This window comes from Streptomyces sp. SS7 (genome assembly GCF_037993025.1).
Lineage (GTDB): Bacteria > Actinomycetota > Actinomycetes > Streptomycetales > Streptomycetaceae > Streptomyces.
Map to the genome: position 1 here is coordinate 3,696,993 of NZ_CP141223.1, position 26,088 is coordinate 3,723,080.

Annotated in this window: 26 protein-coding genes; 8 read left to right on the forward strand and 18 right to left on the reverse strand. The window is 68.1% G+C overall.

Going from position 1 to position 26,088, the window contains the following annotated elements:
• Positions 1–64: 64 nt before the first annotated feature.
• The 5 genes from U5640_RS16965 to U5640_RS16985 all read right to left on the reverse strand — a co-directional run bounded on the left by U5640_RS16965 (position 65) and on the right by U5640_RS16985 (position 4,682).
• Positions 65–301 (reverse strand): hypothetical protein, encoded by a 237-nt coding sequence (locus U5640_RS16965; RefSeq protein WP_340376637.1) that lies wholly within the window; start codon positions 299–301, stop codon positions 65–67.
• Positions 302–387: 86 nt separating this feature from the next.
• Entirely contained in the window at positions 388–612 is a 225-nt protein-coding gene (locus U5640_RS16970) for a hypothetical protein (RefSeq protein ID WP_340376638.1), read from the reverse strand.
• Positions 613–637: 25 nt separating this feature from the next.
• Positions 638–934, reverse strand: coding sequence for a hypothetical protein (locus U5640_RS16975; protein WP_340376639.1), 297 nt, complete (start codon positions 932–934; stop codon positions 638–640).
• Positions 935–3,050: 2,116 nt separating this feature from the next.
• The gene (locus tag U5640_RS16980; RefSeq protein ID WP_340376640.1) at positions 3,051–3,407 is read right to left on the reverse strand and encodes an Lsr2 family protein; all 357 of its coding nucleotides are present in this window, start codon (positions 3,405–3,407) and stop codon (positions 3,051–3,053) included.
• A 90-nt stretch (positions 3,408–3,497) separates the two neighbouring features.
• Positions 3,498–4,682, reverse strand: a complete 1,185-nt coding sequence (locus U5640_RS16985; protein WP_340376641.1) for a helix-turn-helix domain-containing protein — start codon at positions 4,680–4,682, stop codon at positions 3,498–3,500.
• Between the two features lie 135 nt (positions 4,683–4,817).
• Between U5640_RS16985 and U5640_RS16990 the strand changes: the two genes are divergently transcribed.
• The 4 genes from U5640_RS16990 to U5640_RS17005 all read left to right on the forward strand — a co-directional run bounded on the left by U5640_RS16990 (position 4,818) and on the right by U5640_RS17005 (position 7,379).
• The gene (locus U5640_RS16990) at positions 4,818–5,192 is read left to right on the forward strand and encodes a hypothetical protein (protein WP_340376642.1); all 375 of its coding nucleotides are present in this window, start codon (positions 4,818–4,820) and stop codon (positions 5,190–5,192) included.
• A 484-nt stretch (positions 5,193–5,676) separates the two neighbouring features.
• Positions 5,677–6,189 (forward strand): NUDIX hydrolase, encoded by a 513-nt coding sequence (locus tag U5640_RS16995; protein WP_340376643.1) that lies wholly within the window; start codon positions 5,677–5,679, stop codon positions 6,187–6,189.
• Positions 6,190–6,351: 162 nt separating this feature from the next.
• Positions 6,352–6,840 (forward strand): hypothetical protein, encoded by a 489-nt coding sequence (locus U5640_RS17000; protein WP_340376644.1) that lies wholly within the window; start codon positions 6,352–6,354, stop codon positions 6,838–6,840.
• A gap of 122 nt (positions 6,841–6,962) precedes the next feature.
• Complete coding sequence (locus U5640_RS17005; RefSeq protein WP_340376645.1) at positions 6,963–7,379, forward strand: hypothetical protein; 417 nt, start codon at positions 6,963–6,965, stop codon at positions 7,377–7,379.
• 75 nt (positions 7,380–7,454) lie between these two features.
• On the opposite strand, the gene U5640_RS17010 is transcribed toward U5640_RS17005, so the two are convergent.
• The 3 genes from U5640_RS17010 to U5640_RS17020 all read right to left on the reverse strand — a co-directional run bounded on the left by U5640_RS17010 (position 7,455) and on the right by U5640_RS17020 (position 10,199).
• Positions 7,455–8,168 (reverse strand): hypothetical protein, encoded by a 714-nt coding sequence (locus U5640_RS17010; RefSeq protein ID WP_340376646.1) that lies wholly within the window; start codon positions 8,166–8,168, stop codon positions 7,455–7,457.
• Between the two features lie 41 nt (positions 8,169–8,209).
• The gene (locus U5640_RS17015; RefSeq protein WP_340376647.1) at positions 8,210–9,142 is read right to left on the reverse strand and encodes a hypothetical protein; all 933 of its coding nucleotides are present in this window, start codon (positions 9,140–9,142) and stop codon (positions 8,210–8,212) included.
• Between the two features lie 253 nt (positions 9,143–9,395).
• Entirely contained in the window at positions 9,396–10,199 is an 804-nt protein-coding gene (locus U5640_RS17020) for an adenosine deaminase family protein (RefSeq protein WP_340376648.1), read from the reverse strand.
• A 113-nt stretch (positions 10,200–10,312) separates the two neighbouring features.
• Between U5640_RS17020 and U5640_RS17025 the strand changes: the two genes are divergently transcribed.
• Entirely contained in the window at positions 10,313–11,074 is a 762-nt protein-coding gene (locus tag U5640_RS17025) for an alpha/beta hydrolase (protein WP_340376649.1), read from the forward strand.
• Positions 11,075–11,222: 148 nt separating this feature from the next.
• Here the strand turns inward: U5640_RS17025 and U5640_RS17030 are convergent, their stop codons facing one another.
• Positions 11,223–12,185, reverse strand: a complete 963-nt coding sequence (locus tag U5640_RS17030) for a LysR family transcriptional regulator (RefSeq protein WP_067248785.1) — start codon at positions 12,183–12,185, stop codon at positions 11,223–11,225.
• Between the two features lie 63 nt (positions 12,186–12,248).
• Here U5640_RS17030 and U5640_RS17035 point away from each other — a divergent pair, with 63 nt between their 5' ends.
• Positions 12,249–13,529 carry an MFS transporter gene (locus tag U5640_RS17035; protein WP_340376650.1) on the forward strand — a complete coding sequence of 427 codons (1,281 nt, stop codon included), beginning with the start codon at positions 12,249–12,251 and terminating at the stop codon, positions 13,527–13,529.
• A gap of 146 nt (positions 13,530–13,675) precedes the next feature.
• Positions 13,676–14,701, forward strand: a complete 1,026-nt coding sequence (locus U5640_RS17040; protein ID WP_340376651.1) for a sigma-70 family RNA polymerase sigma factor — start codon at positions 13,676–13,678, stop codon at positions 14,699–14,701.
• On the opposite strand, the gene U5640_RS17045 is transcribed toward U5640_RS17040, so the two are convergent.
• The 9 genes from U5640_RS17045 to U5640_RS17085 form a co-directional block, all read right to left on the reverse strand.
• Complete coding sequence (locus U5640_RS17045) at positions 14,585–14,938, reverse strand: STAS domain-containing protein (RefSeq protein WP_340376652.1); 354 nt, start codon at positions 14,936–14,938, stop codon at positions 14,585–14,587. The genes U5640_RS17040 and U5640_RS17045 overlap by 117 nt on opposite strands.
• 183 nt (positions 14,939–15,121) lie before the next feature.
• The gene (locus tag U5640_RS17050; protein ID WP_340376653.1) at positions 15,122–16,405 is read right to left on the reverse strand and encodes a thymidine phosphorylase; all 1,284 of its coding nucleotides are present in this window, start codon (positions 16,403–16,405) and stop codon (positions 15,122–15,124) included.
• 91 nt (positions 16,406–16,496) lie between these two features.
• Complete coding sequence (locus U5640_RS17055) at positions 16,497–16,889, reverse strand: cytidine deaminase (protein ID WP_133912759.1); 393 nt, start codon at positions 16,887–16,889, stop codon at positions 16,497–16,499.
• Positions 16,886–18,148 (reverse strand): ABC transporter permease, encoded by a 1,263-nt coding sequence (locus U5640_RS17060; RefSeq protein WP_340376654.1) that lies wholly within the window; start codon positions 18,146–18,148, stop codon positions 16,886–16,888. Before U5640_RS17060 ends, U5640_RS17055 begins: the two co-directional genes overlap by 4 nt.
• On the reverse strand, positions 18,148–19,263 hold the full coding sequence (locus U5640_RS17065) for an ABC transporter permease (protein WP_340376655.1): 1,116 nt from the start codon (positions 19,261–19,263) through the stop codon (positions 18,148–18,150). The genes U5640_RS17060 and U5640_RS17065 overlap by 1 nt, the downstream gene beginning before the upstream one ends.
• On the reverse strand, positions 19,260–20,870 hold the full coding sequence (locus tag U5640_RS17070) for an ABC transporter ATP-binding protein (protein ID WP_067248806.1): 1,611 nt from the start codon (positions 20,868–20,870) through the stop codon (positions 19,260–19,262). The genes U5640_RS17065 and U5640_RS17070 overlap by 4 nt, the downstream gene beginning before the upstream one ends.
• 262 nt (positions 20,871–21,132) lie before the next feature.
• Positions 21,133–22,185, reverse strand: coding sequence for a BMP family ABC transporter substrate-binding protein (locus U5640_RS17075; protein ID WP_340376656.1), 1,053 nt, complete (start codon positions 22,183–22,185; stop codon positions 21,133–21,135).
• A gap of 242 nt (positions 22,186–22,427) precedes the next feature.
• Entirely contained in the window at positions 22,428–23,498 is a 1,071-nt protein-coding gene (locus tag U5640_RS17080; protein WP_340385154.1) for a BMP family ABC transporter substrate-binding protein, read from the reverse strand.
• A gap of 283 nt (positions 23,499–23,781) precedes the next feature.
• Positions 23,782–25,023, reverse strand: a complete 1,242-nt coding sequence (locus tag U5640_RS17085) for an amidohydrolase (protein ID WP_340376657.1) — start codon at positions 25,021–25,023, stop codon at positions 23,782–23,784.
• A gap of 273 nt (positions 25,024–25,296) precedes the next feature.
• Between U5640_RS17085 and U5640_RS17090 the strand changes: the two genes are divergently transcribed.
• The gene (locus U5640_RS17090) at positions 25,297–25,959 is read left to right on the forward strand and encodes a class I SAM-dependent methyltransferase (protein WP_340376658.1); all 663 of its coding nucleotides are present in this window, start codon (positions 25,297–25,299) and stop codon (positions 25,957–25,959) included.
• Positions 25,960–26,088 lie beyond the last annotated feature (129 nt).

Here is a 26,088-nt window from a genome sequence, read left to right on the forward strand (position 1 = left end):
CCTCTCGAAAGCGAAAGGCCCGTGAGCCATTCCACTGCTCACGAACCTTTCACCGACTCAACTTTTACGGCATGAAGAAGTTCGTCGGGTTGGACGGACCGAACAGGCCCGACCCGTCGAGCTGCCACTCGAACCACGCCACCTGATCACGCTCGAACAGGATGTCGCTGACCATCCGAGCGCTGACCTTGTGCCAGTCCGCGTCACCCTTGGACATGGCCCACCAGTCCTCACAGAGCTGGAGCGTGGTCCTCTTGCGCAAGTGCTCCATGAGGAGCTGCGCGTTCACGTGCTGTGCCATTGCGGCCTTTCGCACTACACCGGTTTCGCCCTAACGCTTACCGGATTCCACCGCGCCCCGAAGGGCGCGATAGGACCCGCCAAGTGTCAGACCAGGTCGAGAACGCAGGTGGCGGGGTTCTCGATCTGGTGCTGATACGTGCTGAGGTAGACCGCCGGCCGGGAGGGAACGACTCGCGAACGGACCTGGAGCCCTCGTGCCATCCAGTCCTGTGCGAGCGTCCCGGCTTCGTCTCCGAGGACGGTGTCAACCTCGTGCCAGACCGAGTGCTCTTCGTCGAGCACGGACACCTGAATCCAGAGCTTGAGCATGTGTGTTCTCCGTAGGTGTGGGCGGTCAGCGGGTCTCGGCGAGCCAGGAACAGGCGAGTTGGAAACCTTGCTCGCAGTCGTCAGCCTTGCTCTCGGTGAACCCATCGTTGAAGGCGCTCACGTGGGTCACGTTTCCGGCCTGGTCGACGACGAAGGACATCCCGCGCCCGTTGCCCTGCTTGCCCGCGTCCCAGTAGCAGTTGACCGAGTCTTCGGACACACACGGCTTGAGGTCGAGGGCGGAGTTCTGTCCGTAGGCAGTGCCGCCCGCGAAGGCGGCGACGGCCGCAACTGCGGCCAGGACGATTCCACGCTTACGCATGGGGTTCCTCGCTTCCAGAGAGGGAGCACGCCCGTTTTCGGGCATGCGTAGTACCCGACGCGGGCTTGACCCCGCGCCGGGTCAGCGCTGATTACCCCCAGCACCAGGGGAGTTGAGCGGTCACAGACGAGTGGAGATTCCACCCGTGGGCATCATGCGGGAGTGCTCACGCTTGGGACGCCCGGCCGGAAATCGGTACCCCGCCGCAGCACCTTCGGACACTTCCCCAACGGGGTTGCCCTTCTGGTCGACGTAGGCAACGCCCTTGCCGTCAACGTCCCTCAGGTCAACGCGAATGTCCATCCCGCCACCCATGTTGAGGTGACGGACAGCAGCGGCACGGGAGGCGTGAAGCCACCCGATCCGACGCTCGAACGCTTCGCGTCCGTCCTTCGCAGCAGCCGCCTTAGCGGCTCGCTTGCGTGCATTCTCCTTAGCACCCATCGGGCACCTCTCATTCGTACAACCGCATCCAACGTCACCGACTCAACTTTTGAGTGAAAAGAAACGCCGCGCCCGCCGCCGTAGCGACGAACGCGGCACGTGCCCACGCCGGAGCGTGGGCACGCCTAGCCACCCGGCGCACTAGGTGCGACGGGTGACGAACTCTGTGCGGGTTTGCATCCGACCGACACCCCTCCGGGGGCGCACGGGAGCACCAGGGACCGCAGCAATGCGCACACAAGGGTTCGGCTACATCCGGGGCGGGTCTCTCGTACCCAATCAGTCGCGCGGCGACCGATCACCCCTGCCTACTTCCTTGGGTGTCCTCCCTCACGTGTCCCTATGTAGCGTCAACCGGCACCTTGCCGCCCACGCCCCCGCTAGGGCGTCCCGTACGTGGCTGGATAGGCCACGGGTAGGGCAGGAGTAACCGCGACACCTCCCTAGGCCCGTACCGCGCATATTCCACTTGCGCCGTACACGCCATCCTTGGGATGGACACGCGAGACAGGGTCCCTGTCACCCTGTGTCGGAATGCCTCTCCGTCACAGAGTGACCGTGTGTGGTGGCCCCCGCTGTTGAGCGATTGAACGTGCGCTCATGTCCGCCTCCGTGTGTGTCGTGGGTGCGCCGCCACGGGGTGTGGCGACAGGCAGAACACTCCAGGATTTCCGTCACCGACTCAACTTTTGATTTCGGCGACAGAGTGAGCGACACAATTAATTAATTCAGACATCAGGGTAGGTATCACCCTGGATCAATTCGGGCAATGCAGGCTAGATAGGGGTGAATACCTGTGATGGGCGTCACATATAGGGGTGCTCATAAATACCCACAACATGGACACGTCTAGACCAATTCTAGGCAGTGGTCTAGCCCAATATGGAGTGGTGGTTTAGACCAGTGCGTTATGAGCCTGTTATTGAAAACGGCTGTTTGTAATCATCTTGCACACCCAAGCGTTATGAATTCGTGTCCGAATGCAGAGCGACCGCACTCATTGGATTCCCCGCAATGCGGGTCAATTCAGGCACTTACCCAATCTAACAATTCGCTATTCGCATTAGCAGGTCTAATCCATTTGCTATTTGCGATTCACGAATGCGTGGGCGCGAATGAATTTGCTATTCGCTGATGCGTGCTTTGCATTACACGCTGAATATCTGAGAGTCAGTCAGGGGTGCCCCCGCATGACTGTATTCATGAATTAATTCCCCCTCGAATTCATTCATTCACTCGGCTGTTTAGGCTGAATAGGGGGTAATCCATATATACATTCAGAAAGGACCCACCGGGGGTGCTGTCCTTCCAGCGTGTACGAGTATTAAATTTTCGAAGCTCTGTGCGTCCCGTAGACGGCCGCATAGCGGATGCTACCACACCAGGCCCCAACTGGCCCCTTCCAGGCCCGTACAGAGGCTCACAGTGGCTCGGAGGCCGGCCAACTGGCCTCGTCGCCCCCCCCACTCCCCCGCGATGAATGAATGAATTGGGTCAACAGGTGTGAGCTGGGCCTCAGTTGAGGTCGTGGACGTCAGAACATGCCCAGATTGACACCGACATCTTTTTTGGTGGGGGTTATATGCCCTCGGACGTACCCAACCGGGTTGGCTAGCCCCCTCCTCCAGAGAGGGGGCCCGCAATTCATTCACGGATAGCTTGTCTCAGGGGATCAGCCATTGGCCTTTTCGTAGGCTTCCTTCACAGAAGCCGGCACTCGACCCCGATCATTCACTTCGTGGCCATTTTCCTTGGCCCAGGCCCGGATCCTGGCTGTGTCTGCGCTGTTGGACGAAGCTGAGTTGCGAGACTTCTTCGCCGTGGCAGCAGAGTTCACGGAGCCTCGCACCCGTCGAGCGCTCTCGGCGCTCAAGTAGGGGTGTAGAAGCTCCAGCAGCCGGTCATGACTGGCCGAGGTGAGGTCGATTTCAACCCCAGCCCCGTCGATCAGGAGTGTGTGCGTCGTGATGTCCTCGGATTCCTCGCCGGTGACATCGTCTGTGTAGGTAATAACCTGTTTCTGGGCCATGCGCAGATTGTAGGGCCAACCTGGGCCCCTATTAGAACCAGAAGAGGCCCCGGCTTGACGGCCAGGGCCCTTCACGGTTAGCTCGGGCTGCTAACCAGCCAGACCAGCCCTCTTGGCCATGGTCATCAGCTTGGGACGCGCCCTCTGGTGAAGAACGAAGAGCACTCGGATTACCTCTCGGGCCATGGGATGGACCTCGGTCATCTGAGGTGCGATCAGGAAGGCTTTCTCAAGCGCCTCTTCCGCGCCGGCGTAGTCCTTCGTGTCGAGCCGAGCCCGAGCGATGTCGATGAACAGACGTCCCAGGCGGTTGGGCGTCAGAGTCTTCGGCGGAGTAGCAAGCAGAGCAGTGCCCATCTCGGCCGCCTTGTCCGGCTTCCCCAGCTCGATGTGCGCGGCCAGCTCGTACAGGGCCGTGTTCTCCTGCCCGAAGGTCAGGTTGTGCCACAGGACATCGTTCGGGATGTCTCTGGCGTACTGATGAGCCTTCCGAAGGTGGTCCGCGGCGGCCTGCTTGTCCTTGTGCCGAGAGGCCAGGACGATTCCTCGGAGGTGCAGGGAGCCCAGGGAGAGCGCTCGGGCCGGGGTGTCCCCGTTGGACGCGCTCTCGTACTTGCTGATGGCCCTCTCGACGATGGCAAGGCCATCGTCATACTGCCCGGCTGACTGGTAGGTGCCGGCCTCATTCCACGCCGCTGCCACCTCGGCTTCAGGATTCCACGTCTGCTGTGCCGCCCACGCCTGACGAGACACGATCATGTCGGCAAGGTCCGGCATTGCCAGCCGGTGAGCTGCCGCGTAGGCGCAGCCGTAGACGTCTGACACCTGAGTCCATGCACCGGCCTCCCCGGAGGCAGCCATCAGGGCCGTCGAAGTGACTTGCCCCAGGAGTTTCGGCAGCATGCCGAGCAGTTCCAGGTACTTGGTCTCTGCCCGCAGCTTCATGGCCTTGCCGACGTCGGCCGCCAATTGTGCGGGGTCAGGTACATCTTCCTTCGGGAGGGTGTACCTCCGCACTGCACCCCGGAGATCGTTGAGAAGGTCAGCCTGTTCGGATGGCCCAAGGTAGGGCTGTCCGTAGATGCGCTGGACCTGGACCTTCAAGACTTTGGCGATCCCAGCCACCACGGGAGGGGTGGCCGGCCGAAGTCCGACCTCGATCTTGCTGAGGTACGACAGGGAGATGCCAGCCTCACGAGCTAGCTTGCCCTGTCCGATGCCACGGGCCTTGCGCAGTACAGCGATGTTCTCGCCGGGTGCCGGGGTGCTCTCCATGGATTCACTGTTCCACGTCAGGCGCGCGACGTCCCGTCAGTTGCCTTGCGCTGCAACCCCGTTGTGCAACTCTTGTGTTAACTGATCTTGGTCTCTCGTAGTTGTCTAATCACAGGCAGCGAAGGGAGAAGCGTGGTGACGAGCGTGACGGATGAACTCGTGGGTGCAGGTGCTGAGGCCGGCACCTCGACCATCCCCGTGAAGGCGATCTCAGACGCCATCGACAAAGCATGGGCGATGAGCATCAGCACGTCTACCCGAGTGGAGATCGACGCCACGACGAACACACTCGTGGGATACATGCACCGGCTTCAGGGACAAGCCCTCGGCGAGGACCAGGACCGGGCCGCGTTGCAGATGCTTCGCATGGTCGAACGCCACCTGTCCATGGAAAAGAGGCCGACCAGCCGCACCCCGGCCCACGACGCCTTCGGCTACCTGAAGGACACCATCGTCTTCGCGTCGACTCTGCTGTCCCTCTACCAGAAGACTCATGAGCGAGACACGTAGGCGCTGGTGGCAAGGGCTCTGCTGGATGTGCAGGAAGCCCGACCAGCTAGTGACGTTCATCGGCCCCGTGACGGCGAACGGCATCAGCGCGCCATCCTTCGCCTGCGCAGACTGCATCGATTGGTCTCTCACGTACGTCCGCGCGTATGCGCACCACTGGGACCAGCGTCCCGCCTCATGACACCCGCTCTCGGCCGGCGTCCCCCGTCGTCGGTCGGGAGCGGGGCAAGACCTCCCCTCACCTGGAAACCGAGATCCGCATAATTTCGCGCCCTGGTGAGGGGAGCCCCTACCGAAAGCGAGCGAATGGCTTGTCCCGCTTCACAGGGCGGTTCCTGCGCTGGATGCCCTGAGTGCAACGTGGAGATCTATCTGCCTGCCCAACAGCCGTACCTCGGTGAGGGAGATCCAGGCGGAGACCTGGACGGGCACGAACAGCCCAGGCAACACCCGGAGTGACGTCCCCCGTAGATTGAGGAGCTGCATGCACAGGGACAGTGAGTTCCAGAGTCCCCCGCCCCGCCGTACCGGCGCGCTCGCCATCATCCGGAACGAGATGAAGGGCGTGCTCCTGGTCCAGAAGAGTTACAGAAACGGAGAGTGGGGGCTTCCCGGAGGCTTAGCCCACGCCGACGAGTACCCGCATCGTGCCTGGATGCGGGAGGTGGGGGAAGAGACCGGCATCTACATGACGCCCGGACGGCTCCTCGTGGTGGACTGCATGCCCCGCAACGAGGAGACCGGATCGAAGGAAGGCACCAACTTCGTGTTCGACGGGGGCACGGTGCCGAGTGACACCGAAATCCGGCTCCCTGACCCTGCTCCCGGCGAGTCCGAGCCCGAGCTGACCGACTACCGGTTCACCCCGCTTCATGAGCTGGGCCGATTCGTGGCCCCATACACGGAGCGCCGTATCCGGGCTGCCGTCGCTGTGCTGGAGTCTGACGACGCGCACGCGGCCTACCTCGTTGAGGGCCGGCCGGTCGTCAGCAGCTAGCGAACAAGCCCCCTGCATTGGCCGATGCCCCTTCGGGGCGCGGAGACTCCGGTTCGAGTCCGGACAGGGGGACTGCTCGCCCTGTCCGTCTGTGACGGTGAAAGACGGACAGGGCGGGTGCACTGCACTGCACCACAACTCTCTTATCTGAGGAGTGTGAGCATGACTGCACCCGTGATGGAAGCGGTGTCGGCGAGGTCGCTCGTCGACCCGGCGTTCTTCGCGCGGCTGAGCCGCCGAGTGGCCAAGAACAGCGGCCTGGACCAGGAGATGGCCGAGCGCACCACGGACCAGGCCCTCGCGTACCTCGCGACGTGCGCCCAGAAGCCCGAGGGCGCGGCCTCGCTCTTCATGAGCAGCGCCGTGGACCCGGCGTGGCACTCGTTCATGGAGTACACGCGGCCGTACGACGACTTCTTCGCCGGTCACGGCTGGCGGAAGGTGCACCACAACCCGTGTGACGGTGGCCCGGACGGAAAGCAGGTCTACCCGCCGGCCGCGGAAGTCCTCCCCCTCACGGTGGCAGCGATCGAGGCCGCCGGGTACCGCGTCGACCCCGACCTGTGGGTGGCCGGCGTGGACTGCGAGGACACCTGCGGCGACGACGGCGGCGGCGGCAACCCGCTGCCCAGCTGCGAGCACAGCATCTGATCCGAGCAAGATCGCCTAGGTGAAGCCAGCCCTCGCCCCTAGAGTGTCCGGGCGAGGGCTGGCCCCTGTCGTGGACGAGAACGAGGAGAGCGATGGCGCGCGATATAAGCGGAGAGGGACGGGTGACGATCTTCCCCTTCCTGCACGACTGGAGCACTGGATCCCGCTGCGTTCTCGCCTATACGACGACTGAGACAGGCACCATCGGAGCCGTGGGGGTCATCCCCATTGAGGGCAATGTGTTCGAGCCAGGAGACCTCTTCGCCATGGCTGGCCGACATGGCTTCATCGGTGAGTGGAAGGGGTCACACGAGCAACGCTGTGGCTGCTGGCTCGCGTGCACTGGCTACAGTGCTCGGTCAGTACCGAAACCGGGCACCATCGACGTTCAAGCCGAGTGGTCAATGGACATGGTCAAGTCCGTCAAGTTGGACAGTCCGTACTACGGGCACTTGCGAGTGGTGGCCGGCCGCTTCCATCTTCAGGACGAAGAGCTTCTGGCCCAGGCCCGTGCGCTCGTTCCTCTGCCTGTTGCATGAATGAATTAGGCTCGGCCAGGCCGAGAGGCCAGAAACCCCCCGCAGCTCGAATGCGGGGGGTTTCGTCATGCCCTGCTATATGGCCAGGGGCAACATGCCGTCCGCAGGCTGGCCGACCGACTTCTCGGCCACCTTCGCCTGTCGCTCCAGGTAACGCCTGGCCGTGCGAGGCGCCCGGTTCAAGACCTCACCCAGGTTGGCCGGGTTCACTTCCCTCCCGTCCGCGTTCAGGCAGGCAATCGCGGCCTGAACCTCTTCCTCGGTGAGTCCAGGACGGCCACGCCTCCGACGCGGCTTGTCGCTCTCGTCGTCCCCGGCCTCAAATTCGTCTTCAGGCTCGTCGACCTCGACTACGGAAGCGGTCGACTCAGGAGCAGCGGCCATGTGAAGCATGTGGAATGCGACCAGCGGCGGAATGGCCGAAACGGCGCCGACCAGGAGCCAGGACGTACCCATGTAGTCCTGCTCGATCAGGTGGGACACATCCTGTGCGGCCAAAGCGAGGCCGAGAGCGGCCACAGCTCCGGCCAGAGCGCTTCTGCGGTTCGGCAGTTTCAGCCGCTTGGACACGTCCGCGATGACCGCCGAGCATGCCGCGTAGACGGACACGCAGACCGGCATGAGAGCGGCCACATTGAAGGTCCAGTCCCAGATGGTCACGGAGTCCCACCCGGCCACTTCGGCGAGGTGTATTTCACCGGGGATGGACATGAGGAGAGCGGTCAGAAGGACGATGGGACGCCCGTACTTGAACACGGCCTTCGCGTACGGAGGCAGGTCGATGGACACAGTGGACACAACTGTCCCCTTCAGTTGGGTGGATGGTTTTGTCAGGCGGTCGCGAAACCGCGTCGGGACGTGCCCTTGACGGTTCCGGCCGCTCGGCGCTCACGGATCTGAGCGAGCAGAGAGGCCGCCTCGGAAGACTGGCCAACGGTCGCTGGCGCGGCCGACTGGGAGGCCGGGGCCAGACCAGCGCACTGGCCACAGATTCCGGTCTGCTGGCCACGAGGCAGCGGGTTGAAGCACTTGCCACACTCAGCCAGAGAGATGGCCACCACAGGGACGGGCGGCATCTTGCGGACGAGCCGGTTTTCGACCAGGCGAGCCGGGCTCTTGACCACAGCCGGAAGGCCGTCGGTCAGCTCGTTCCGAAGCTGGAGTTCCGACGCGCCACGGGCCAGCCACTCAGCAGCGAGCGGCGCCAGGCGGAGGACATCGGACGGCCGCAGAGCAAGCGCCGGCACAGCGATGCCCATGCGGTTGAGGACGCCAGCAGCTCGGCCAGTCTCCTCGTCGTTGCTCTGCGGAGCATCGCCCCCCGTCCCCTCAGCGGCCGACTTCTCGGCCTCCTCGGACGGCTCGGGGGTAGGGGGGTTCTTTCCCTGGTTTCTTTCCCCGAAGGGGTTGAGCCCGGAGCGCCGCGCTTCCGGGTCACCGGACTTCGGAGTCTCGTCCTTCGGAGCCTCGGACTGCGGAACGTCGAAGACCTCGACGGCCGTCGACCAGTGACCGCGCCCGTTCTGCTCACGGGTGCAGATGATGTAGCCAGCGGCCTGCAATTCCTTCATGGCGTTCGTGACGCGGCGCTGGCCCTCGGCCACGTCGGCAGTCAGCTCCTTCACTGTCGCGGCCGTGCGCTCAGGCTGCGAGAGAAGGAGGCCCAGGAGACCGCGGGCGGTCAGGCTGAGCTTGCGGTGCTGGAGGATGGCATTCGGGACAATGGTGAACCCGAACGCGTGATTGGTACGCTTGACCTGCATCGAAGACCTAGACCTCTTCGGTTGCACAGACCCCCGCGAGGTTGCCGCCTCAAGGGGGTCGCTTATTGGTGATGTAGTTGAGTGGGTGACGGTTGAGTCGGTGAGGACCGTAGCATGATCGACCGGCTTCCGGTCAACCCCTTACCGCGCAACCTGCCGGACTGATGTCGCTCTAGACCGTCGCGGGCACTCCGCGCCCTCGCAGGCTTGCGCCACCCCGCCGGCCCTCCGACTTTCCGGCCTGGCTGATCCCTCAGGACCCCCTCACGACTGCCAGCACAGAGCCAGCACCACACCCCGTCAAGCCGGGTTTCAACGGGTACGAACGAGTACGGCGGTACTGGGAGTCAGACAGGCCATACACCCGCTCTGAACTGCGAAAACATGAAAAAAGGCCCCCGAAGGGGCCTTGATCGATGTTCTCGTGGTTGTTCTCCCGCTTCAGGTACTCGAAGGCGTCGAGGTGGCGGGTGGGCGGGAAGCCGGCCTCGGCGCCCGCGATGTCGAAGCCGACGACGCCGAGATCCCGGTAGCGGTTGGCGAGTTCGGCGATCTCCAGGGCGCGGGCGGCGTGCCGCATCGCGGTGAGCAGGGCGCCGACGCGGATACGGCGGCCGTTGCGGCGGGCGTTGCGCTCGCCTTCCCGGAAGCCCTCGTCGACGGCCTCGACGACTTCCTCGAGGCTCAGTCCGGCTTCGAGGTGCTGCTCGGGGGCGTAGCGCACCTCGGCATAGACGACACCGTCCTCGGCGAGGTCCTCGGCGCACTCCCGCGCGACCCGGACCAGGGCGTCGCGGGTCTGCATCACACCGACGGTGTGCGAGAAGGTCTCCAAGTACCGTTCCAGGGAGCCGGAGTCGGCGGCCTCCCGGAACCAGAGGCCGAGCTTGTCGGGGTCGCTCTCGGGGAGGTGGGCGTACCCGGTCTCCCGGGCGAGGTCGACGATCGTGCCGGGGCGCAGCCCGCCGTCGAGGTGGTCGTGCAGCAGAACCTTGGGCGCCCGCCGGATCTGGTCCGGGTTGGGAGTGATGCCCGCCTGGATGCTCTGGCTCGTCATTTCCGCACTCTAACTCCTACGCGCGTAGATCGCCCGCCGCACCCCGCCGCCGATACGCAATGGTGACCGCCCGGACGGGTGGAGTACACCACCGCTTCTGACACTGTTCTGTCATGGCACAGCAACTGACGCCGGCTCGGACGGCCAGGCTGGGGAAGGCGATCGGACCGGAGCCGACGGCGGTGAGCGGGGTGGTGCTGCTGCTCCCGGGCGGCGAGGAGGTGTCCGAACGCAGACCGTCCCCGATGTGGGCGGCCGCCTCCGTGCGCGGCCTCGGGCGAAGACTCACGCGGGCCGGCCGGGAGGAAGGGCTGGTCACCCATGTCGTGCACTACCGCTACCGCGGCTGGAACGGCGGCGCGGCGCATCTCGCCGCGGACGCCACCTGGGCGGCGGACGAGGTCGTACGGCGCTACGGGGACGTTCCCGTGTGCCTCGCCGGGACCGGGATGGGCGGCCGGGCCGCGCTCCGGGCCGGGGGCCATGAGGCCGTCAACTCCGTACTGGCCCTCGCCCCTTGGCTGCCGCAGGAGGACGTGGCGGCGCCACCCGAACCGGTGAAGCAGTTGGTGGGGCGGCGGGTGATGGTGGTGCACGGGACGCACGACGACCGCAGCGACCCGGAGTTGTCCTTCCGGCTGGCGGCGCGGGCGAAGAAGGCGAACCGGGACGTGTGCCGGTTCGAAGTGCACGCGGACGGGCACGGGTTGCATCAGTACCGGGACGAAGTGCTGGCGCTGGCCGAGGACTTCGTGATGGGGGTGTTGTTCGGGAAGACGTTCTCCCGGCCTGTCGAGGACGCGCTGGCGGCTCCGCCGCCGTTGGGGTTGCGGATGCCGTTGGCGGCGGGGTTCGGGAAGTCGCTGCGGAGGTAGGCCGGGCCGGTTCTCGGGTGCGGGTGCGGGTGCGGGTACGTGGGGGCCGGTCGCACAGTTCCCCGCGCCCCGAGTGGGCCGCCGCTGGTGCCGTGACCGGAAAGGTTTGCCGGGCGCCGCGAGCCGGTGAACCTTTCCGCTCACGGCACTAGGTCGGCAGCAGGTTTCCGCGTCTGGAGAGCAGGAATCTCTTGAAGGCCGCCACCGGGGGTGTGTCCGGGTGGCCGTCCAGCCAGGCCACGCCGATCTCGCGGACCGCCCGGGGGGCCGTGACCGTCAGTTCGACCACACCCGGGCGGGCCACCGCCGGCGGGGGCAGGAGGGCCACGCCCAGGCCCGCCGCCACCAGGCCCCGCAGGGTCTCCGCCTCCTCGCCCTCGAAGGCGATGCGGGGTTTGAAGCCGGCCTCCTTGCAGAGGTCGTCGGTGATGCGGCGCATGCCGTAGTTGGGTTCGAGGGTGACGAAGGTTTCGTCGGCCGCCTCGGCGAGGCGGATGCGCCGGCGCGAGGCCAGGCGGTGGTCGGCGGGGACGACCAGGCGGAGCTTCTGCTCGTCGAGGCGGCGGGCGACCAGGTCGGGGGCGTCCGGGACCGGCGAGGTGAGGCAGAGGTCGAGCTCGCCCGCCCGCAGGCGCTCCAGCATCGCCTCGCCGTAGTTCTGGACGAGGCTGAAGCGGACCCGGGGGTGATCGGCGCGGAAGGCGTGGATCAGACCGGGGACGGTCTCGGCGCCCATCGTGTGCAGGAAGCCGAAGGCGACCTTGCCGGTGGCGGCGTCGGCGTCGGCGCGGACCTCCTCGGCGGCCTTCTCGATCTCCGCGAGGGCACGTTCGACCGAGGCGAGGAAGGTGCGGCCGGCCGGGGTGAGGGAGACCGTGCGGCCGCGACGGGCGAAGAGGTCGACGCCCAGGTCCTGTTCGAGACGGACCATCGCCCGGGACAGGGTCGACTGCGGGACCCCCATCTCCTGCGCGGCCCGGGTGACGTGCTCGGTGCGGGCGACCCCGGCGAAGTGGGCGAGCCGGGGCGCCAGCAGCCTCGACATGTCAGTCATGTCTTCTGTGTCACTGGACGGTGACAGATGAGCCCGTGACCTCTGCTGATGCACCATGGGAACGATTATGAAGAGTCTGTGCATTGGACGGATGAACGGGGGCGTCCGTAGTTTCGAGGCATGTCTCCCGCCAGTACCGGGGCGTCCACCGTCGTGGGCGCCGCCTCCTCCGTCCCCGTCGTCGACGACACCCGTATGACCCCCGGCGGCCCCGGCTACCGCCGGATGAGCCTCGCGCTCTTCCTCGCCGGGGTGGCGACCTTCGCCCTGCTGTACTCCACACAGGCGCTGCTCCCGCTGATCTCCGGTGACTTCGGGGTGGCGGCGAGCGAGGCGAGCTGGACGGTGGCGGCGGCGACCGGCGGACTCGCGCTGTTCGTGCTGCCGATGAGCGCCCTCTCCGAGCGCTACGGCCGCCGTACGGTGATGACGGCCTCGCTGGCGGTCGCGGTGACCGTGGGACTGCTGGTCCCCTTCGCGCCGTCGTTGGGCGCGCTGGTGGTGCTGCGGGCGGTGCAGGGCGCGGCGCTGGCCGGGCTCCCGGCGTCGGCGACCGCGTATCTGGCCGAGGAGGTGCGCCCGAGGGCCCTGGTCACGGCGATCGGGCTGTTCGTCGCGGGCAACAGCGTCGGCGGGATGAGCGGCCGGGTCATCACCGGCTGGGTCGCGCAGGAGTGGGGCTGGCGGGTCGCCGTCGCGGTGATCGGTGTGCTGGCCGTGGGCTGCGCGATCGCGTTCCGGCTGCTGCTGCCGGCGCCCCGGCACTTCACGGCGGGCTCGCTGCGGCCCCACGTCCTGGCCCGCACGGTCCGTGAGCACCTGGCGAACCCGCTGCTGTGCCGGCTGTACGCGATCGGCGCGCTGTTCATGACCGTCTTCGGCGGGGTGTACACGGTCGTCGGCTACCGGCTGACCGAGGCGCCCTTCTCGCTCCCGCAGGGCATCGTCGGCTCGATCTTCCTGGTGTACCTGGTGGGTACGGTGTCGGCGTCGACCGCGGGCCGGCTGGTGGGCCGGCTCGGGCGGCGCGGGGCCCTGTACCTGGCGGCCGGGACGACCGCGGCGGGTCTGCTGCTGTCCCTGGCCGACTCGCTGCCGATGGTCCTGCTGGGCCTGGTCCTGATCACGGCGGGCTTCTTCGCGGGGCACGCGGTGGCGTCCTCGGCGGTCAGCAGGACGGCCACCACGGGCCGCGCCCAGGCCTCCGCGCTCTACCAGTCGGCGTACTACATCGGCTCCAGCACCGGCTCGACGGTCGGCGCGCTCGCCTTCCACTCCGGCGGCTGGGCCGGCACGGTCGGCGTGGGCGTCCTGGCGGTCCTCGGGGTCGTGGCCATCACGGTGCTCGGCACCCGCGCGGCCCGCGTCGCAGCGCGCCGGAATCCGGTGCCCGCCCACTGAGCCCGCCGGTCCACCCGGACGACGTTCAGCGGTCCTGACCTGTGGGTTCGTCGGCTCGGCAGGCCGTTGTCAGTGGCCTGGGGTAGCTTCCGAAGTGCTGGGGCGCACAGGCGCGACAGGACGGCCACAGGGGTGGGTGGACCAGGATGAGTGACGGGACGGCGGGCGCCGCGACGGTCGAGGATCTCGATGTCCGGCTGGAGCGGCACCGGGTCGAGCTGACGGGCTACTGCTACCGCATGCTCGGTTCGTCCTTCGAGGCCGAGGACGCGGTGCAGGACACGCTGGTGCGGGCCTGGCGGAGCTACGACCGGTTCGAGGGCCGCTCCAGCCTGCGCTCGTGGCTGTACCGGATCGCGACGAACGTCTGTCTGGACATGCTGACGGCGGGCAACAAGCGGGCCCGTCCGATGGACCTCTCGGAGTCGACCCCGCTCGCCCGGGCGGCCCTGTCCCCCCGCCCCGACCACACCTGGCTGGAGCCGATGCCGGACGCGCGCGTGCTGCCCACGGTGGAGGACCCGGCGGAGGCGGCGGTGGCCAAGGAGTCGGTGCGGCTGGCGTTCATGGCGGCGCTCCAGCAGCTGCCGCCCAAGCAGCGGGCGGTGCTGATCCTGCGCGAGGTGCTGGCGTGGCGGGCGAGTGAGGTCGCCGAGCTGCTGGACACCACGGTCGCCTCGGTCAACAGCGCGTTGCAGCGGGCGCGGGCCACGCTGGCCGAGCGGGCGCAGGCGGGCGCGGACGCGGCGGTGTCGGACCCGCTGGACGAGGAGCAGCGCAAGCTGCTGGAGCGCTATGTGGCGGCCTTCGAGGGGTACGACATGGCCGCCCTGACGGCGTTGCTGCACGAGGACGCCATCATGACGATGCCGCCGTTCGACCTGTGGCTGACGGGCCACGACGACATCACGGGTTTCATGACGACGATCGGCTCGGCCTGCGAGGGCTCGCGGCTGCTGCCGGTCCGGGTGAACGGGCTGCCGGGCTTCGCCCAGTACAAGCCGGACCCGGAGAAGGGCGGCTTCAGCCCCTGGGCGATCCAGGTGCTGGAGATCTCAGACGGCCGCCTCACCGGGTTCCACTTCTACCTCGACACCCAGCGCTGGTTCCCCCTCTTCGGCCTCCCCCTCCACCTCGACGGGGAGTCCGACGAGGTCGAGCAGGGCGCGTAGGCCGGGGTCGGGCCCGCGCAGCCGTATCCGCCCTCCGGCCCGGCGGGCGGCGAGCTGGAGCCGGGCCAGCAGCTCGACGACGGCCAGCCCCGGCGGCCCGAGCCCGCTGACGTCACAGACGACAACCCCGCCGTCCCCGGCCGCCAGCAAGACCCGTACGGCGTCGGCGAGCCCTGCCACCCGATCGCGGGTGACAGGGCCGGTCAGGGCGAGTACGGGCGGTGTCGTGGGGTCCACGTGCGGTAGACCCCGGTGGGGCGCTCAACTCATCGCGGCGCGACGGCGACCTCAGTTCAAGGCAAAGACACCGGTGTCGATGTCCGGGTCGAAGGGGGGCGGGCAGCGCCGCCTTCTCGCCGCACTCGACGGAGATGAGGACGCGGTATGTGCCCTCTTCCCTCCGCAGGGGGACACCCCGGGTCAGGCGATGCGTTCCAGCACCACCGGGGACGCCGTGAACGCCGTGCCGGCGGGGGCGATGTCGTAGGAGCCGGTCACCGCCTGGAGGGCGTAGTCGAAGCGCTCCGGGGTGTCGGTGTGCAGGGTCAGGAGGGGCTGGCCCGCGGTGACCGTGTCGCCGGGGCGGGCGTGGAGTTCGACGCCCGCGCCCGCCTGGACCGGGTCCTCCTTGCGGGCGCGGCCCGCGCCGAGGCGCCAGGCGGCGATGCCGATGTCGTAGGCGTCGAGGCGGGTGAGGACACCGGAGGAGGGGGCCGTGACGACGTGCTGTTCGCGGGCCACCGGCAGGGCCGCGTCCGGGTCGCCGCCCTGGGCCGCGATCATGCGGCGCCAGACGTCCATCGCCGAGCCGTCGGCGAGCGCCTTCGCCGGGTCCGCGTCCTTCACGCCGGCCGCGTCGAGCATCTCGCGGGCGAGGGCGAGGGTCAGCTCCACGACGTCCGCCGGGCCGCCGCCCGCGAGGACCTCGACCGACTCTCGGATCTCCAGGGCGTTGCCGGCGGTCAGACCGAGCGGGGTGCTCATGTCGGTGAGCAGCGCGACCGTCTTCACGCCGTGGTCGGTGCCGAGGCCGACCATGGTGGAGGCCAGCTCACGGGCGTCCTCGATCGTCTTCATGAAGGCGCCGGTGCCGACCTTCACGTCGAGGACCAGGGAGCCGGTGCCCTCGGCGATCTTCTTGGACATGATCGAGGAGGCGATCAGCGGGATCGCCTCGACGGTGCCGGTGACGTCGCGCAGCGCGTACAGCTTCTTGTCGGCGGGGGCGAGGCCGTCGCCGGCCGCGCAGATCACCGCGCCGGTGCTGTCGAGGACGGAGAGCATCTCCTCGTTGGAGAGCAGGGCGCGCCACCCGGGGATGGACTCCAGCTTGTCGAGGGTGCCGCCGGTGTGACCGAGGCCGCGGCCGGAGAGCTGCGGGACGGCGGCGCCGCAGGCCGCGACGAGCGGGGCGAGGGGCAGCGTGATCTTGTCGCCGACGCCGCCGGTGGAGTGCTTGTCCGCGGTCGGGCGGGACAGGGACGAGAAGTCCATGCGTTCCCCGCTCGCGATCATGGCGGCGGTCCAGCGGGCGATCTCCCGGCGGTTCATGCCGTTGAGCAGGATGGCCATCGCGAGCGACGACATCTGCTCGTCGGCGACCTCGCCGCGGGTGTACGCGTCGATGACCCAGTCGATCTGCTCGTCGCTGAGTTCGCCGCGGTCCCGCTTGGTGCGGATGACGGAGATGGCGTCCATGGCCATGGCGTGCGTTCCTTCCGAGGGTCCAGAAAGTGTGCGGCCCCCCTGAGCGTGTCCAGCGATTCAGAGGGGCCGTACGGAGGTGCTTGGTTGCTTACTTGGTGAGGTGGTCCGGGCCGAAGGCCTGCGGAAGCATCTCGGCGAGGGGCAGGATGCCGGCCGGGGTCTCCAGCAGGAGCTCGGCGCCGCCGAACTCGTACAGCAGCTGGCGGCAGCGGCCGCACGGGACCAGGATCTCGCCCTTGCCGTCCACGCAGGTGAAGTGCGTGAGCCGGCCGCCGCCGGTGTTCTGCAGCTCGGAGACCAGCCCGCACTCGGCGCACAGGCCGAGCCCGTAGGAGGCGTTCTCGACGTTGCAGCCGGAGACGATCCGGCCGTCGTCGACGAGGGCCGCCACGCCGACCGGGTAGCCGGAGTACGGGGCGTACGCCCGGGACATGGCGTCCCGGGCCACCGAACGCAGCTTCTCCCAGTCGACCGGGGTCACTTGCCCTGTCCCTTCCGGTACGGCAGTCCGTCCGCCTTGGGCATGCGCAGGCGCTGGGCGGACAGCGAGAGGACCAGCAGGGTGACGACGTACGGGGTGGCGGTGACGACCTGGTTGGGGACGTCGTCGGTGCTGACGTACCAGACGAACATCAGGGCCGAGACCGCGGCGGTGATGAAGGCCGGGACGTACTGCTTCTTCCAGGCCAGGTAGGCGACGCCGACGACCAGCAGGATCGCCAGCAGCAGGATCAGCGCGTGGACGTTGGTGGCGCCGCCGCGCAGGTTGAGGCTGTCGGTGTAGCCGAAGAGCCCGGCGCCGAGGGCGAGGCCGCCCGGCATCCAGTTGCCGAAGATCATCGCGGCGAGACCGATGTAGCCGCGGCCGGCGGTCTGGCCGTCGAGGTAGACGTTCGACGCGACGATCGACAGGAAGGCGCCGCCGAGGCCGGCGAAGCCGCCGGAGACGATCACGGCGATGTACTTGTACTTGTAGACGTTGACGCCGAGGGACTCCGCGGCCACCGGGTTCTCGCCGCAGGAGCGCAGGCGCAGACCGAAGGAGGTGCGCCACAGGACGTACCAGGTGCCCGGGACGAGGGCGACGGCGACGACGGTGAGCGGCGACAGGTTGGTGATCAGACCGCCGACCAGACCGGCGAGGTCGGAGATCAGGAACCAGTGCTTGTCGTTGAGGGTCTCCAGCCAGCCGGACAGGCCGGGGACGTCGAAGGTGCCGAGCGACTCGATCGGCGGGGACTGCTTGGAGGAGCCCTGCGGGGCGTCCTCGAAGGTGAACTTCGACAGATAGCGGGTGACGCCCAGGGCGAGGATGTTCAGGGCCACACCGGAGACGATGTGGTTGACCTTGAAGGTGACGGTGGCGATGGCGTGCAGGACGGCGCCGAGCGCGCCGCCGACGATGCCGAAGGCGACGCCGGTCCACGGGCCCCACTGGTAGCCGGCCCAGGCGCCGAACCAGGTGCCGAGGATCATCATGCCCTCGAGGCCGATGTTGACGACGCCGGCCCGCTCGGCCCACAGACCGCCCAGACCGGCGAGGCCGATCGGGACGGCGGCGCGCAGGGCGGTGGACATCTGGCCGGTGGACGTGATGCCGTCCGCGCCGGTGATCAGACGGACCACCGAGGTCAGGATCAGGACGCCCGCGATGACCAGCAGGAGGACCGGCAGCGACATCCGGCGGCCGCCCTTGCCGGGCTGCCCGGACTTCGGCTTCGCGATGGTCGCGGTGCTCATCAGACCGCCACCTCCTTCTTGGTGTTCGCGGCGGCGGCGAGTTCCTCACCGACGCGCTTCTGCTGGCGGCGCAGGCCCCAGGTGCGGACGACCTCGTAGGAGATGACGACCGCGAAGACGATCAGGCCCTGCATGATCATCGCGATCTCCTTCTCGTACGGCTCGGGAGTCGCGTAGTCGAGGGCGGGGGACGCCTTGTCGAGGAAGGCCCACAGGAGGGCGGCGAGGGCGATGCCGCCGGGGTTGTTGCGGCCGAGCAGGGCGATGCCGATGGCGGTGAAGCCGACGCCGGTCGGGAAGCTCAGGCTGTAGGTGTGGGCGTCGCCGAGCAGCAGCGGCAGACCGGCGAGGCCGGAGACCGCGCCGGAGACGATCATCACGGTGAGGATCATGCGCTTGGCGTCGACGCCGGAGGCGGCGGCGGCCGACTCGGACTCGCCGGTGGCGCGCAGGTCGAAGCCGAAGCGGGTGCGGTTGAGGACCAGCCAGTAGACGATGCCGAGCGCGACGGCGAGGAAGACCAGACCGTAGATCTCGCCGACGTCGGCGCCCAGGTTGATGCCGGGGACCCAGCCGGACTTCTTCATGATGCCGGTGGTCTTGTTGTCGCCGACGAGCTGGCCGAAGACGTCGGGCAGGGTGAGGTAGGCGATGAGGCTGGTGGCGATCGCGTTGAGCATGATCGTCGCGACGACCTCGCTGACGCCCCGGGTGACCTTCAGGACGCCCGCGACGCCGGCCCAGATGCCACCGGTGAAGGCGGCGACCAGCAGCAGCAGCGGGACCTGGAGGAAGGCCGGCAGGTCCATGTGGGCGCCGACCACGGCGGTCATCATCGCGGCGAGGCGGTACTGGCCGTCGACGCCGATGTTGAACAGGTTCATGCGGAAGCCGAGGGCGACCGCGAGGGCGGCGACGTAGTACAGCGACGCCTGGTTGATGATCAGGACCTGGACGTCGGAGTAGCCGATCTGCTCCAGCATGAGCGTGTACGGCTCGATCGGGCTCTTGCCCGAGGCGATCAGCACGACCGAGGTCAGCAGGATCGCCGCGACGAGCGCCATGACCGGTCCGGCCACGGCGAGGAGCACGCGCTCCTTGTCGAACTTCTTCATCGGGCCTCGTCCTCCGGGGCGCTCGCTTCCTCGACGTGCTCAAGGTGTCCGGTGGCGGCACCCGTCATGGCCGAGCCCAGTTCCTCCGGGGTGATGGTGGCGGGGTCGGCGTCGGCGACCAGCCTGCCGTTGTAGATCACGCGCAGGGTGTCCGACAGGCCGATCAGCTCGTCCAGGTCGGCGGAGATCAGCAGCACGGCCAGGCCCTCGCGGCGGGCCTCGCGGATGCGGTCCCAGATCTGCGCCTGTGCGCCGACGTCCACGCCGCGGGTGGGGTGGGCGGCGATCAGGAACTTCGGGTTGTGGCTCATCTCGCGGCCGACGATCAGCTTCTGCTGGTTGCCGCCGGAGAGGGAGGCGGCGGTGACGTCGATGCCGGGGGTGCGGACGTCGAACTCCTCGACGATCCGGCGGGTGTCGGCCTGGGCTCCCTTGGGGTTCAGCCAGAAGCCCTTGGCGTTGGGCGTCTCGGTGACATGGCCGAGGATGCGGTTCTCCCAGAGGGGGGCCTCCAGGAGCAGGCCCTGGCGGTGGCGGTCCTCGGGGATGTAGCCGACGCCGGACTCGCGGCGCTTGCGGGTGGGCCAGGGGGTGATGTCCTCGCCGAGGAAGGAGATCGTGCCGGCGTCGGCGTTCTTGGTGCCGATCAGGGCGTCGATCAGCTCGGTCTGGCCGTTGCCCTCGACTCCGGCGATGCCCATGACCTCGCCGGCGTGGATGGTGAAGCTGACGTCGTCCAGGACGCGCTTGATCTCGCCGCCCTCGGGGGCCAGCGTGATGCCGCCGGTGGGCTCGGCCTCGGTGCCCATGGAGGCGCCGCCGCTGGCGTAGACGGTGAGGCCCGCGACCGTGAGGACGGCCTGGTCGGTGACCGTGGACTCGGCGGTCTCCGGGGTGGGCAGCTCGGAGCCGACCATCATCTCGGCGAGCTGGCGGGGGGTGGTCTCGGACGGGACCGCCGTGCCGACGGTCGTGCCGCGCCGGATGACGGTGATGTCGTCGGCGACGGAGAGGACCTCGCCCAGCTTGTGGGAGATGAAGATGACGGAGAGGCCCTCGGCCTTGAGCTCGCGCAGGTTGGCGAAGAGCGCGTCGACCTCCTGCGGGACCAGGACGGCGGTCGGCTCGTCGAGGATGAGGGTGCGGGCACCGCGGAAGAGGACCTTGAGGATCTCCACGCGCTGGCGGTCGGCGACACCCAGGTCCTCGACGAGGGCGTCGGGGCGTACCCCGAGGCCGTAGCGGTCGGAGATCTCCTTGATCTTCTTGCGGGCGGCGCCGCCGATGCCGTGCAGCTTCTCGCTGCCGAGCACCACGTTCTCCAGGACGGTCAGGTTGTCGGCCAGCATGAAGTGCTGGTGGACCATGCCGATACCGCGGGCGATGGCGTCGGCGGGGCTGGAGAAGCTCACCTGCTGTCCGTCGACGGCGATGGTGCCCTCGTCCGGCTTCTGCATGCCGTAGAGGATCTTCATCAGGGTCGACTTGCCGGCGCCGTTCTCCCCGACCAGGGCGTGCACGGTGCCCTTGCGGACGGTCAGGTGGATGTCGTGGTTGGCGACGACACCGGGGAAGCGCTTGGTGATACCCGCCAGCTCTACCGCGATCGTCGACTGTGCGGTGAGCGGAGGGCTGCTGGACGCGTCGATGGCGCACTCTCCTTGGGAAAGGGGCCGCTCTACGCGCGTAGCGCCCCTGCTTTAAATAGTGCCCGGACCTGATCGCTCATTTTCGGTCACGATCCGTTCCGAGCATTCTGCCGCGAAGGGGGCACGAGTACGCCGTGGTTCCCGTGCCCCGTTCCGTGGCCGTCACGCTGTCATCACAGCGCACCGTTGGCCAATGCCTCTGACCGGTACGATCCCCGGATCAGGAGGTCTTGACGGTGATCGTGCCGCTCTTGATGCCCTCTTCGGCCTTCTTGATCGCGGCCTGGATGTCGGCGTTGTCGGCGAAGGTCGGGTTGGAGTTCGACACGCTCACGCCGCCGTTCTCCAGGCTGCCGCGGACCACGCCCGTCTCGGGCTTGCCGTCCTCGACCGACTTGGCCAGGCCGAAGACCGCGCCCTGGACGTTCTTCATGGCGGAGGTCAGGATCGAGTCCTTGTACGCCTTGAGCGCGTCCTGCTTGTACTGGTCGGAGTCGACGCCGATCGCCCACACCTTGTTGGCGTTGGCGGCCTTGATGACACCCTGGCCGGACAGACCGGCGGCGGCGTAGAGGACGTCCGCACCGGCGTCGATCTGGCCGTCGGCGGCGCTCTCGCCCTTGTCCGGGGAGGAGAAGCCACCCTCGGCGGCGGTCTCGGTCAGGTACTGCGACTTGACCGTGACGCCCTTCTTGGTGTCCTCGACGCCCTGCTTGAAGCCGGCCTCGAACTTGTGGATCAGCGGCACGTCCACGCCGCCGATGAAGCCCACGACGTTCGACTTGGTGGCCTTGGCGGCCGCGACACCGGCGAGGTAGGAGGCCTGCTCCTCGTGGAAGACCAGGTCGGCGACGTTGGCGGCCTTGATGGTCTCGTCGTCCACGATGCCGAAGGTGGTCTTCGGGTACTTGGCCGCGACCTCCTTGACGGCCGGCGCGTAGGCGAAGCCGACGCCGATGACCGGGTTGTAGCCGGCCTTGGCCAGGCTCTCCAGGCGCTGCACCTTGTCCGCGTCGGACTCGTTGTCCTGCGGCTCGACCGCGGTGGACTTGTAGCCGAACTCCTTGTCGGCCTGCTCCAGGCCGGCGGTGGCGGCGTCGTTGAAGGACTGGTCGCCCTTGCCGCCGACGTCGTACGCGAGCGCGAGGCCCAGGTTCTTCTTGCTGCTCTCGGACGAGGAGGACGACGTGGACGAGCTTCCACAAGCGGAAACGGTCACGGCGAGAGCTGCGGTGGCAACACCCGCAGCCGCGATTCGGGACACCCGGCGCATGGAACGAGACTCCTTTGTGCAAGCGCCCAAACCAGGCGCTGGTTCCGCCGCAGCGTAACGCGCGTAGACCGGGAGGAAAAACCCTTCTGTCCGGTCCGTTATCGAGCTGTGGCCACAGTTGTAGTCCAGGTTACGTACAGCAGAACGCCCCCTGCGGGACGCAAGGGGCGCTTGGGCTGCAACGACGCCCGGAAGGGCGTAAGAGGCGGGCGGGGCCGGCGTTACGCGGCCCCGCCGGGGTGTTACTTGGTGTTGACCGTGACCTTGCCGTCGATGATGTCCTGCTTGGCCTTGTCCACCGCGGCGACGACGTCCGTCATCGCCTTGTACTTCGGGTTGGAGTCGGCGAATCCGACGCCGTCGTTGGAGAGGCTGCCACGGACCACGCCGGACAGCGGCTTGCCCTCGTAGACGGACTTCACGAGGTCGTAGACCGCGCCGCCGACGTTCTTCAGCGCCGAGCCGAGGATGTAGTCCTTGTACGTGGCGAGCGCGCTCTGGTTGTACTGGTCGGAGTCGACGCCGATGACCCAGACCTTCTTGGCGGCGCCCTCGCTGATCACGCCCTGACCGGACAGACCGGCCGCGGCGTACAGGACGTCGGCACCCGCCTCGATCTGGCCGCTCGCCGCGTCCTTGCCCTTGTCGGGGCTGGAGAAGCCGCCCTCCTGGGGCGTCTCCGTGAGGTACTGCGACTCGACCTTGATGCTCGGGTTGACCGACTTGGCGCCCTGGACGTACCCGGCCTCGAACTTGTGGATCAGCGGGATGTCCACGCCTCCGATGAAGCCGATGTGCGCCTTCTTGGAGGCCTTGGCGGCGGCGACGCCCGCCAGGTAGGAGGCCTGCTCCTCGTGGAAGACCATGTCGGCGACGTTCGTCGCCTGGACGCTCTCGTCGTCGATGATCCCGAAGGTGGTCTTCGGGAACTTGGCGGCGACCTCCTTGACGGCCGGCCCGTAGACGAAGCCGACGCCGATCACCGGGTTGTAGCCGGCCTGGGCCAGCTGGGTCAGCCGCTGGATCTTGTCCGCGTCGGTCTCGTTGTCCTGCGGCTCGACGTCCCGGCCGCCGATGCCGAACTCCTTCTCGGCCTTCTGCAGACCGGCGTAGGCGGCGTCGTTGAAGGACTGGTCGCCCTTGCCGCCGATGTCGTACGCGAGACCGATGCCCTTGCCCGAGTACTTCCCGGACGACGACGAAGCCGAGTCGTTCGCCTTGGAACCGGTGCTGGACTCACCGCAGCCGGTGGCCGCGACCGCGATGACCGCTACGGCCACCGCTGCCTGGGAGAATCTGCTCCTCCGAGATATCAGACGCACAGCAAGTACCCCTTCGCATCCCCACGGCGCCGTGACCGGCCCGCTTTCCCCTTGGTGGCGCCGTTCCGGGGGGCTCCCCAACAAGCCGAACCGGGTGGCGATTTCGGCGACAGTAACGCGCGTAGAAGGGGAGGGGAACGGGGTTGCTCGCTCCCGTTATCGATTCGTGCCGACCTTGGGGTGCAAGCGCGTCCTGGGCGTTACGGACGGGTGACACAAGGGGACGAAGAGGCACCTTCCGGTCACCCCGTCGTCCCCGCGGTCGGATACCGCCTCACGCGTCCCGCGTCGCCGCGTCCAGCAGGGCGGCGGCCGTGAACAGCTCCACGCCGACGGTGATCGCGTCCTCGTCGGCGTCGAAGTCGCCCTGGTGCAGATCGCGCACCGTGCGCTCGCCCGGCGGACGCACGCCGAGCCGGGCCATCGCGCCCGGGACCCGCTCCAGGTACCAGGAGAAGTCCTCGCCGCCGAGGCTCTGCTCAGTGCCCTCCACGGCGTCCTCGCCGCGCCGGGCGACCATCGCGTCCTGCAGCAGGGCGGCGACCGCGCCGTCGTTGACCACCGGCGGGACGCCCCGGACGTAGTTGATCTCGGACTTGGCGCGGTGCAGGTTGGCGACCTCGTCGATCGCCGCCACGACGATGTCCGGGGCCTGCCGCCAGGCCTCGATGTCCAGGCAGCGCACGGTGCCGGACAGCTCGGCGTGCTGCGGGATCACGTTCGGGGCGTGGCCGCTCTCGATCCGGCCCCAGGTGACCGCGAGGCCCGCCCGGGTGTCGACCCGGCGCGCGACCAGCGCGGGCACGTCGGTGACGACCCGGGCCGCGGCGGTGACCAGGTCGGTGGTGAGGTGGGGGCGGGCGGTGTGGCCGCCGGGGCCGTCCAGGGTGATCTCCAGCCGGTCGCAGGCGGAGGTGATGGCGCCCTCGCGCAGCCCGATCACCCCCGCGTCGACGCGCGGGTCGCAGTGCACGGCGATGATCCGGCCGACGCCGTCCAGCGCGCCGCACTCGATGGCGTCGGCGGCGCCGCCGGGCAGCACCTCCTCGGCGGGCTGGAAGATCAGCCGCACCGGGCGCGGGAGGCGGCCCTGCCGGTGCAGTTCGGCGAGCACGAGACCCGCGCCGAGGACGACGGTGGTGTGCACGTCGTGGCCGCAGGCGTGGGCGCGGTCGGGGACCGTCGAGCGGTAGGCGCACTCGGTCTTGGTGTCCGGGATGGGCAGCGCGTCGATGTCCGCGCGCATCGCGAGGACGGGCACGCCGGAGACCGGCTGCCCCTCCTCGATCCCGATGTCACAGATGAGACCGGTCCCGACGCTGAGCACGCGCGGCTTGAGGCCTGCCTTCTCCAGGCGGGCCTTGATCGCGGCGGTCGTGCGGAACTCCTGGTTGCCCAGCTCCGGGTGCATGTGCATGTCGCGCCGGAAGGCGACCAGCTCCGCACGGAGGGCTTCGGGCAGCGTGCCGGGCAGGGCGGCGCGCTTCGCGGGATCGGCCTCGGACTCTCGGGACATCAGTTGCTTCACCCTCTGAAGGGTAGGACGCCGAAGCGGTCAACTGACCCGATCAACAAAATTTCAACCTGTTGGAGGAAGAAAAGTTGGCCGCGCGACGCATGGTTGCCGTAGAGGGTGGGTAGACTCGCCGAATTTTCATCCGGCGCCGTCCCTCTTCCTAACCTCACCCATACCATGAGGAACGGCTGGGGCGCCTGCCGTGTCCACGTTCCGGAATCGTTCATCGGACGTTCGTACGAGCCGCCGCGCTCGCCGGTAGTGTGCGCGCCCATGACCGACCTGGACGCCGACTTCCTGCACGCCGCCCGCACCTCGTACGACGCGATGGCCGAGGCCTACACCGAGGAGTTCGCGGACGGGCTGGAGCACCGGCACCTGGACAGAGCGCTGGTCACCGGCTTCGTGGACCTGGTGAAGGAGCGCGGGGGCGGCGAGCCGGTGGCGGACGTCGGCAGCGGGCCGGGGTACGTGACCCGGCGGCTGCACGCGCTCGGGCTGTCGGTGTTCGGGGTGGACGTGTCGCCGCGCATGGTGGCGCTGGCCTCGCGGGCGCATCCGCACCTGCGGTTCCACGTGGGCTCGATGACCGGGCTCGACCTGCCGGACCGCTCCCTCGCCGGACTGCTGGCGCTGTACTCCGTGATCCATGTGCCGGACGCCGAACTCCCTTCCGTACTACGGGAGTTCCGCCGTGTGCTGGTCCCCGGCGGACATCTGCTCCTCGCCTTCCAGACCGGACGGGGCGAGGAACTGCACGTCACGGAACGCTTCGGGCACGAGGTCTCGCTGCGGTACTGGTTCCGGGACCCGGAGGTGGTGGCGGGGCTGCTGGGGGAGGCGGGCTTCGAGGTACTGGCGCGCGTGGTGCTGGCCCCGGAGCAGGGCCGCACGTATCCCCGGGCGTACCTCCTGGCGAGGGCGACCGGCGTGTAGCGGCGCGGGGGTGGAGGTCGCGGCCGATGGGTGGGTGCCCCCCTGGGGCGCGGGCGCTTCAGGGGCGCGGGCGCTTCAGGGGCGCGGGGAACTGCGCGACCGGCCACAACCAACCCGCAGCCGGGTGAC